Annotated in this window: 10 protein-coding genes; 5 read left to right on the top strand and 5 right to left on the bottom strand. The window is 63.9% G+C overall.

All coding sequences use genetic code 11. The features are described from left to right. The 3 genes from ABYB95_RS12095 to proB form a co-directional block, all read left to right on the top strand. Window positions 1-98, top strand: a 98-nt coding sequence (locus tag ABYB95_RS12095) for a 50S ribosomal protein L27 (protein ID WP_372658801.1), incomplete at its 5' end; no start/stop codon positions are given. A gap of 129 nt (window positions 99-227) precedes the next feature. Next, entirely contained in the window at window positions 228-1,304 is a 1,077-nt protein-coding gene (cgtA, locus tag ABYB95_RS12090; RefSeq protein WP_372658799.1) for an Obg family GTPase CgtA, read from the top strand. Window positions 1,305-1,338: 34 nt separating this feature from the next. Next, a complete protein-coding gene (gene proB, locus ABYB95_RS12085; RefSeq protein WP_372658798.1) occupies window positions 1,339-2,505 on the top strand; it encodes a glutamate 5-kinase in 1,167 nt (388 codons plus the stop codon). 19 nt (window positions 2,506-2,524) lie between these two features. On the opposite strand, the gene ABYB95_RS12080 is transcribed toward proB, so the two are convergent. Together ABYB95_RS12080 and ABYB95_RS12075 are read right to left on the bottom strand one after the other, a co-directional pair. Then, window positions 2,525-3,052, bottom strand: a complete 528-nt coding sequence (locus tag ABYB95_RS12080; protein WP_372658797.1) for a CNP1-like family protein — start codon at window positions 3,050-3,052, stop codon at window positions 2,525-2,527. Further along, window positions 3,049-3,690 (bottom strand): RNA pyrophosphohydrolase, encoded by a 642-nt coding sequence (locus tag ABYB95_RS12075; protein WP_372658796.1) that lies wholly within the window; start codon window positions 3,688-3,690, stop codon window positions 3,049-3,051. Before ABYB95_RS12075 ends, ABYB95_RS12080 begins: the two co-directional genes overlap by 4 nt. Before the next feature lie 163 nt (window positions 3,691-3,853). Here ABYB95_RS12075 and ABYB95_RS12070 point away from each other — a divergent pair, with 163 nt between their 5' ends. Both ABYB95_RS12070 and ABYB95_RS12065 read left to right on the top strand, forming a co-directional pair. Beyond that, window positions 3,854-5,599 (top strand): proline--tRNA ligase, encoded by a 1,746-nt coding sequence (locus ABYB95_RS12070; RefSeq protein WP_372658795.1) that lies wholly within the window; start codon window positions 3,854-3,856, stop codon window positions 5,597-5,599. A 76-nt stretch (window positions 5,600-5,675) separates the two neighbouring features. Next, window positions 5,676-6,272, top strand: coding sequence for a lytic transglycosylase domain-containing protein (locus ABYB95_RS12065; RefSeq protein WP_372658800.1), 597 nt, complete (start codon window positions 5,676-5,678; stop codon window positions 6,270-6,272). A 32-nt stretch (window positions 6,273-6,304) separates the two neighbouring features. Here the strand turns inward: ABYB95_RS12065 and ABYB95_RS12060 are convergent, their stop codons facing one another. The 3 genes from ABYB95_RS12060 to ABYB95_RS12050 form a co-directional block, all read right to left on the bottom strand. Beyond that, the gene (locus tag ABYB95_RS12060; RefSeq protein ID WP_372658794.1) at window positions 6,305-7,309 is read right to left on the bottom strand and encodes an AAA family ATPase; all 1,005 of its coding nucleotides are present in this window, start codon (window positions 7,307-7,309) and stop codon (window positions 6,305-6,307) included. Window positions 7,310-7,504: 195 nt separating this feature from the next. Then, window positions 7,505-7,828, bottom strand: a complete 324-nt coding sequence (gene grxD / locus ABYB95_RS12055; protein ID WP_372658792.1) for a Grx4 family monothiol glutaredoxin — start codon at window positions 7,826-7,828, stop codon at window positions 7,505-7,507. A 51-nt stretch (window positions 7,829-7,879) separates the two neighbouring features. Beyond that, window positions 7,880-8,410: HemK/PrmC family methyltransferase (locus tag ABYB95_RS12050; RefSeq protein WP_372658791.1), on the bottom strand; the 531-nt coding region annotated here is incomplete at its 5' end.

Raw genomic sequence — 8,410 nt, 5'->3', positions numbered from 1 at the left:
GCAAGGATCACACCTTGTTCGCTCTGGCCGATGGCCACGTCAGCTTCGCCATCAAAGGCGCGCTGAACCGCCAACTGGTGAACATCACCCCCGCATAATACGGGGCGCTGGTGGCGTTGCCGGTGCCTGCGGGTTCTGGTTGCCGATGCCGGCGCTGGTGATGTCCTTGTTTCAAAAAGGCCCGCCCTAGCGGGCCTTTTGTGTTTGTTATTCCCTGAAAGCATGTCATGAAATTCGTGGACGAAGCCACCATTGATGTCGCGGCTGGCGACGGCGGCAACGGCTGCGCGTCATTCCGGCATGAGAAATACAAGGAATTCAGCGGACCCGACGGCGGTGATGGCGGACGCGGCGGTCACCTGCTGGCAGTCGCTGATGCCAGTCTGAACACCTTGGTGGATTTCCGCTTCACGCGCCGCTTCGAAGCGCACCGGGGCGAGCACGGCAAGGGCTCGGACATGTTTGGCGTCAAGGGCGACGACATCGTGCTCAAGATGCCTGTGGGCACCATCATCTTTGACGCGGAAACGGGCGAGATGCTGCACGAGTTGCTCCAGCCCGGCGAGCAAATCGTCTTGGCCAAAGGGGGCGATGGTGGCTTTGGCAACATGCATTACAAGAGCTCGACCAACCGCGCGCCGCGCCAGAAAACGCCGGGTTGGGCCGGCGAGCGCAAGACACTCAAGCTCGAACTCAAGGTGCTGGCCGATGTGGGTCTGCTGGGCATGCCGAACGCGGGCAAGTCCACCTTCATCGCCGCCGTATCGAATGCGCGCCCGAAGATTGCCGATTACCCCTTCACGACCTTGCACCCCAATCTGGGTGTGGTGCGCGTGGCGCCCGAAAAGAGTTTTGTCGTTGCGGACGTACCCGGTCTGATCGAAGGCGCGTCGGAAGGCGCAGGGCTGGGGCACCAGTTTTTGCGCCATCTGCAGCGCACCCGCTTGTTGCTGCATCTTGTGGATGTGGCGCCCTTTGACGAGGCGGTGGACCCGGTGGCGCAGGCCAAGGCCATCGTGTCCGAACTGCGCAAGTTTGACCAAGCGCTCTACGACAAGCCGCGCTGGCTGGTGCTCAACAAGCTCGATATGGTGCCGGCAGAGGAGCGCGAGGCCCGCGTCAAGGATGTGGTGAAACGCTTGAAGTACAAAGGGCCGGTGTTTGAAATCTCTGCCTTGACCCGCGAGGGATGCGAGCGCCTGGTGCAGAAGGTTTACGAGCATCTGGCAAAAGTCCACCGGGCCACCCTGGACCCGGTGGACGTGGATCCGCGCTTTGTGTCTTTGCCCGGCGCGGGCGATTGATCAAAGTCCTCATTTTCGGAAACGGATAGTCACCATGACGGTGGACATTTCGACGAGCGCGCTGGTGGCCTCGGCTCCTGTGGCGGTGCTTAAAAATGCGCGCCGTATCGTGGTCAAGGTGGGCTCCAGCCTGGTCACCAACGAAGGGCGGGGCCTGGACGAAGAGGCCATTGCCCAGTGGAGCCAGCAGCTCGCGGCCTTGTCCAAGCAAGGCCGCGAGATCATCATGGTGAGCAGTGGTGCGGTGGCCGAGGGCATGAAGCGCCTGGGCTGGAAAACCCGACCCAAGGCCATCAACGAGTTGCAGGCCGCCGCCGCCGTGGGCCAGATGGGGCTGATACACATGTACGAGTCCAAGCTGCGCGAATGCGGCGTGGGCAGCGCGCAGGTCTTGCTGACCCACGCCGATCTGGCGGACCGGGAGCGTTACCTCAATGCGCGCACCACTTTGATGACCTTGTTGAAGCTGGGCGTGGTGCCGGTGATCAACGAGAACGACACGGTGGTCAACGACGAGATCAAGTTCGGTGACAACGACACCTTGGGCGCATTGGTGGCCAATCTGGTCGAGGCCGATGTGCTGGTGATCCTCACCGACCAGCAAGGGCTGTACACCGCCGATCCCAGGCGCGATCCCAACGCGCAGTTTGTGCACGTGGCGCGCGCGGGCGACCCCCAACTCGAGGCCATGGCCGGCGGCGCCGGGACGGGCATCGGGACCGGCGGCATGTTGACCAAGATCCTGGCGGCCAAGCGGGCGGCAGGGTCTGGTGCGTCCACCATCATTGCCTGGGGCCGAGAGCCACAAGTTTTGCTGCGATTGGCCGAGGGCGAAGCCATCGGCACTTGTCTGCAGGCGCAGACCGGCAAGAGCCAGGCGCGCAAGCGCTGGATCGCCGACCACCTGCAGTTGCGGGGATCCGTGGTGGTGGACGACGGCGCGGTGCTCAAGATCTTGAGCGAGGGCAAAAGCCTGCTGCCGATTGGCATGACCGCGGTGGCGGGAGAGTTTTCGCGCGGTGACGTGATCGCGGTGCGCGACGCCCGGGGGCTGGAGGTGGCGCGTGGCCTGTCCAATTACGCCAGCTCGGAGGCCAAAAAATTGTGCCGCCAGTCGTCAACGGACTTTGTGCGCCTGCTGGGCTATGCGGCCGAGCCCGAAATGATCCACCGCGACAATCTGGTGCTGATGCGCAAGTGAGCGCAGCCGCGGTCGGCCCTCAATCGGGGGCGCCGATGCGGTCCCGATTCAAGTCACGCAAAATTTGCGCGTGGTTGCCATTGATCGTGGTGCCATCGCACACCCCGTCGCGCGCCAGCCGCACACTGTGGTGCGCGATGCCCAAGGCAGACAGCGGGCGCCACTCGGCTTCTCGGGTGGCGCTCCATGCGCTGCGGTTGTCCCATTGCGCATAGATTTTGACTTCGGCTGTGCTGCAGCGTATGCCCTCGAACAAGACATTGAGCGCGCCCTGGGTGCTGCGGGCCACCATGACATAGCGCACCACGCCGTCGGTCCCGATGCTCAGGGTGTCTGGATCGATGCCGTAGACCATCGAAGAGCGCGGCGACACCGTGAACAGCTGGAGCTTGTCGGTGTTGAAGCGCTCGGGCGCGGGGCTGCTTGATTCTTTCCAGTCCACTTGGGCCAGAGCGGGGTGGGGCGAGAGCAGGGCCAGACTCAGGCCCAGGAACAAGGCGGTGGCAAGGAACGGACGGAAGTGGATGGTACGCTGGAAAAGGCTCATTTCAATGCGTTCTGCGGGTGCCGGGTGTCACCCTGGGGGTCGGGGTCGAAGCTGGCACCCGGCGGCAACTCCATGCCGGTCGGGTCCATCATCTGGTGGTTGCCATGGCCCGATTCGTTCGTGCGTTGGCGCATGCCGCCGCGCAGGTAGCGGTTGCGGTATTCGGTCTTGGGCAGGTAGCGGGCCAACTCGGTCAGGGCCATTTCATACACGCCGCGCTTGAACTCGACCACCACGTCCAGTGGGATCCAGTAATCGTGCCAACGCCAGGCGTCGAACTCGGGGTGGCTGGTGGCGCGCAGATTGAGGTTCCAGTCGTGGCCGACCAGCCGCAACAGGTACCAGATCTGCTTTTGACCCTTGTAATGGCCGCGGGCATCCCGACGGATGAAACGGTCTGGCACTTCGTAACGCAACCAGTCCCGCGTGCGGGCGACGATGCTCACGTGTTCGGGCATCAAGCCCACTTCTTCGTGCAGTTCGCGGTACATCGCTTGTTCGGGTGTCTCCCCCCGATCGATGCCACCTTGCGGAAACTGCCAGGAGTGGGAGCGTATGCGCTTGCCCCAAAACACCTGATTTCGCTGGTTGAGCAGAATGATGCCGACATTGGGCCTGAAGCCTTCTCTGTCAAGCATAATCAACCCCAAATTTTTAAACTGTCTGCATTATGCATCGGTCCCCACCGATTGCGAAGCGCTGGCACAGCTGACTTTTGCCCCGGCCCTGTATCCAGTGTCTTGGTGCCCGCCACAATCCCCTCTTGGTCGATTCAACCCTGCCTCCGCGCAGTCCATATCCATGAAAGCTTCACAGTTCCTGATCACCACGCTCAAAGAAGCACCCGCCGACGCCGAGGTGGTGAGCCACCAGCTCATGACGCGCGCGGGCATGATCAAGAAACTGGGCGCGGGCATCTACAGCTACATGCCCATGGGCTTGCGCGTGATCCGCAAGGTCGAGGCCATCGTGCGCGAAGAAATGGGGCGCGCAGGCTCGGTCGAACTCAGCATGCCGGTGGTGCAGCCCGCCGAGCTGTGGCAGGAAACCGGGCGCTTTGACAAGATGGGGCCGGAGCTGTTGCGCATCAAAGACCGGCACGACCGCGACTTTGTGGTGCAGCCCACCAGCGAAGAGGTGGTCACCGACATCGCGCGCCAGGAACTGCGCAGCTACAAGCAGTTGCCCAAGAACCTGTACCAGATCCAGACCAAGTTCCGCGACGAACGCCGCCCACGTTTTGGCCTGATGCGCGGGCGCGAATTCATCATGAAAGACGCCTACAGCTTCGACCGCGACGTGGTGGGCGCCAAGGCCAGTTATGAGGTCATGGCCAAGGCCTACCGGCGCATTTTTGACCGCTTTGGCCTGAGCTACCGGGCCGTGGCGGCCGACAGCGGTGCCATCGGTGGCGAGCTGAGCGAAGAATTCCAGGTCATTGCGGCCACCGGCGAAGACGCCATCGTGTATTGCGCGAACAGCGACTACGCCGCCAACATGGAAAAGGCCGAGGCCTTGGCGCCCGCAGGCCCGCGCCCATCTGCGGCCAACGCCATGGCCCAGGTGCCGACGCCGGGCAAGAGCACCTGCGCCGACGTGGCCGAGTTCCTGGGTGTGCCCCTGGCCTCCACCGTGAAATCGCTGGTGCTGGCCACCGATCAAACCGATCCGGCCGGTGCCGTGGTGAAGACCCAGGTCTGGTTGCTGTTGCTGCGCGGCGACCACGACATGAACGAGGTCAAGGTGCGCAAAGTGCCTGGCCTGGATGTGGGTTTCCGTCTGGCGACGGGTGCGGAAATCGAGACCCATTTCGCTTGCAAGCCAGGCTATCTGGGCCCGATCGGCCTGAAGCAAGCGGTGAAGCTGGTGGTGGACCGCGAGGTCGCGGTGATGGCCGACTGGATCTGTGGCGCCAATCAAATCGACGCGCACCTGACCGGTGTGAACTGGGGCCGCGATCTGCCCGAGCCCGATCTCGTGGCCGATATCCGCAACGTGGTCGAAGGCGACGCCTCGCCCGACGGCCAGGGCACGCTGGCGATTGAGCGCGGCATCGAGGTCGGCCATGTGTTCTACCTGGGCACCAAATACAGCGAGGCCATGAAGGCGACTTTTCTGGGCGAAGACGGCAAACCCGCCTTTTTCGAAATGGGTTGTTACGGCATCGGCATCACACGCCTGCCGGCTGCTGCTGTGGAGCAAAACCACGACGCGCGCGGCATGATCTGGCCCGATTCGATTGCCCCCTTCACCCTGGTGATCTGCCCGGTGGGCATGGACCGCAGCGAAGCGGTGAAGACCGCAGCCGAAACTTTGTATGCCCAGCTGCTGGAAGCTGGGGTGGACGTGATCCTGGACGATCGCGGCGAACGCCCGGGGGCCATGTTTGCCGACTGGGAGCTGATCGGCGTGCCGCACCGCGTCACGATCGGTGACCGCAGCCTGAAAGAAGGTCAGCTGGAGTACCAGAACCGGCGCGATGCAGAAGCCACCAAGGTGCCGGTGCAAGAGATCTTCGCTTTCGTAAAGGCCCGGCTCGGCGCATGAACGGCCGGAACGGATGAAGCGGGACGCCTTGCCTACCAACCGAAGAGCCCATCTGGCGGCATGGGGTGCCACGGCCCTGGGGTATTCGGTGGGTGGTGCTGCGCTGTGGAGCGCGAGCGGGGGTGCCCTGGCCGGGCAGCTGGAAGAGCCGCTGGCCGATTCGGTGCGCGGTGCGCTCAGTTCGGCCATTGCCAACAGCGCCCCGCCGGTGCCGGTGTTTGCCGATACCGAATCGCGCCTGGCCCATCTTCGCTGGCTGGGTGCCATGAGCGACCGTTTGCGCAAACGCAAGACCGACTTCCAGACCCGTATCGAGTTTTTGCAAACCGTCTGGTACGAGACGCGCCGTGCCGGGCTGGACACCACCATGGTGATGGGACTGATCCAGGTGGAGAGCGCGTTCCGCAAATTCGCCATCTCCAGTGTGGGTGCGCGCGGCTATATGCAGATCATGCCGTTCTGGTCGCGCCTGATCGGTGACGGCGACGCCGGCAAGCTGTTCCACATGCAGACCAATCTGCGCTTTGGTTGCGTCATTCTGCGCCACTACCTGGACCGCGAGCGGGGTGATGCGTACATGGCGCTGGGGCGCTACAACGGCAGCCGGGGCCGCGCCGAATACCCCAATGCGGTGAAGGCCGCGAGCAAGAACTGGGTGCACCCGGACGCTTGACGCGCCGGCGCCCCAGCTGAGCTTCTCGCCTGCTACTGCAAGAACCCGATGCGGCTCTTGCCCGTGCCGGCGCGTGGCAGATCGTCGGGTTCGATGCTGTAGCGCCGATCCAGGCGGGCGTTGCCGAACGCGGTCACCAGCGCCCGCCGCATCTCGCGTGGCGCCAGGGTGGCGAGCTGGTCCAGCACGTCGCTGCCCGGTTCGGGGTCGAAGCGCTGGCCCCAATCGTGTTCGCGGCAGATGCTGCGGTACAGGTGGTGGGCGATTTTTCGTGCTGCCTCGGTGGTGGGCGCTGCGATCTCGAACACGTTCATGCGGTTCAGAATCGGTTCGGGAATGCCGCGCTCGTGGTTGGCGGTCGTGACCCAGATCACCTGGCTGGCGTCGATCGACACTTCGGCGAATTCGTCCACGAAGCATTGGGCGGTGTCGTGTTCGAGCAGGCTGTAGAGCGCCCCCAGCGGGTCGTATTGGGCGTCGGCGCTGGCTTTGTCGATCTCGTCGACCACCATCACCGGGTTGGCGTATTGGCCATCGACCAGGGCCTCGAACACTTTGCCGGGCTTGGAGCCTTTCCATTGCGAGGACGAACCCGAGAGCAGCCAGCCCGCCGTCATGGAACTCATGGGCACCAGGCTCATGCTGGTGCCCAGCAGATCGGCCAGCTGGCGGGCAAAGTGGGTTTTGCCGACACCGGGCGGGCCCAGCAGCAGAATGGGCGTGACCTCCAGGCTGTCGGCGCTGTCCTGGCTCAGCGCGACGTGGCGCTTCACGTCGTCGAGCACCTCACCAAAATTGGGCAGCAGGTCGTAGAGCGGTGCCATGTCGGGCACGCCCGAGGGCTTGACGGCGAAGCGCTCGGAACCACGCTCCAGCATGCGCTGGTAGGTGTTGACCAGTATTTCGTGGTCGCGGTCGTTGCCGCTGCTTTGCAGCTTGACCAGTTTGCGTTCGACGTCGTCGGTTTTGAATACGCTGCGCATCTGGGCGATGGGCAGGTGGACGGACGAAGGGGCTACCAGGCTGTGCGAGCTCATGGACATCTCCTGTGACGTTGAACAACGCTTTCATTCAAGCACAGGACGTGCCAAGGCTCAATGCGGAACAGACCGAGAAAAACCGGTTTGATGGCGGGATTGGCGCGCGCGTGACGGATCACACGCCAAACCCAGGTGCTGCGCCCACGAAAAAGCCACCCGCAGGTGGCTCGGTCGGGACCGGCGCGCGTGCGCTCAGGCTTGGCCGGTGATGACTTGTAGCAGTTCACCCGACTGGTACATCTCCATCATGATGTCGGAGCCACCCACGAATTCGCCCTTGATATAGAGCTGCGGGATGGTGGGCCAGTTGCTGTATTCCTTGATGCCCTGGCGAATGCCTTCGTCTTCGAGCACGTTGACGGTTTTCAGGGTCTTGGTCTCGACGCCGCAGGCTTTGAGGATCTGGATCGCACGGCCCGAAAACCCGCACATGGGGAAGCTCGCGTTGCCCTTCATGAACAGCACGATGTCGTTGGATTTGACCAGTTGGTCGATTTGGGTTTGCGCATCGCTCATGGCTGAAGCTCCTAAAACAAATGGGTCTGGATCGACCCGGAAGATCGCCAATTATCGCTCCACCGGCCATTGTCCGCCGCTGCAGCGCTCAATGCCCGCGAGGTCCGGGCGGCTGCCCACCTGCACGAAACCCGCCGCCAACAGCAGCTGGCGCACGGGGCTGGCCTGGTCGTGGCCGTGTTCCAGCAGCAGCCAGCCACCGGGGCGCAACGCCTGCGGGGCATCGGCCACGATCTTGCGCAAGTCGTCCAGGCCGTCCGGGCCGGCGGTCAGGGCGGCCCCAGGTTCGTGGGCCAGTGCGGGCAGGTGCGGGTCGCCCAGGGCGATGTAGGGCGGGTTGCTGGCGATGAGGTCAAAGCGCTGCCCGGGCACGGCGGCCAGCCAATGGCCGGGGCGAAACTCCACCGCCAGACCGAGCCGCTGGGCGTTGGTCTGGGCCACGGCCAGCGCGCCGACGCTGGCGTCGGTGGCGCAAACCTGGGCTTTGGGCCGTTGCGATTTCCGCGCCAGGGCGATCGCGCCGCTGCCGGTGCCCAGGTCCAGCAGGCGGGGTGCGGGTTCGGCGGGCCAGGTATCCAGCTT

The sequence above is a fragment of the Hydrogenophaga sp. genome (assembly GCF_041633695.1).
Taxonomy (GTDB): Bacteria; Pseudomonadota; Gammaproteobacteria; order Burkholderiales; family Burkholderiaceae_C; genus Hydrogenophaga.
The sequence above is the reverse complement of the archived record's forward strand: the minus strand, read 5'-3'. Positions and strand labels throughout refer to the sequence as shown.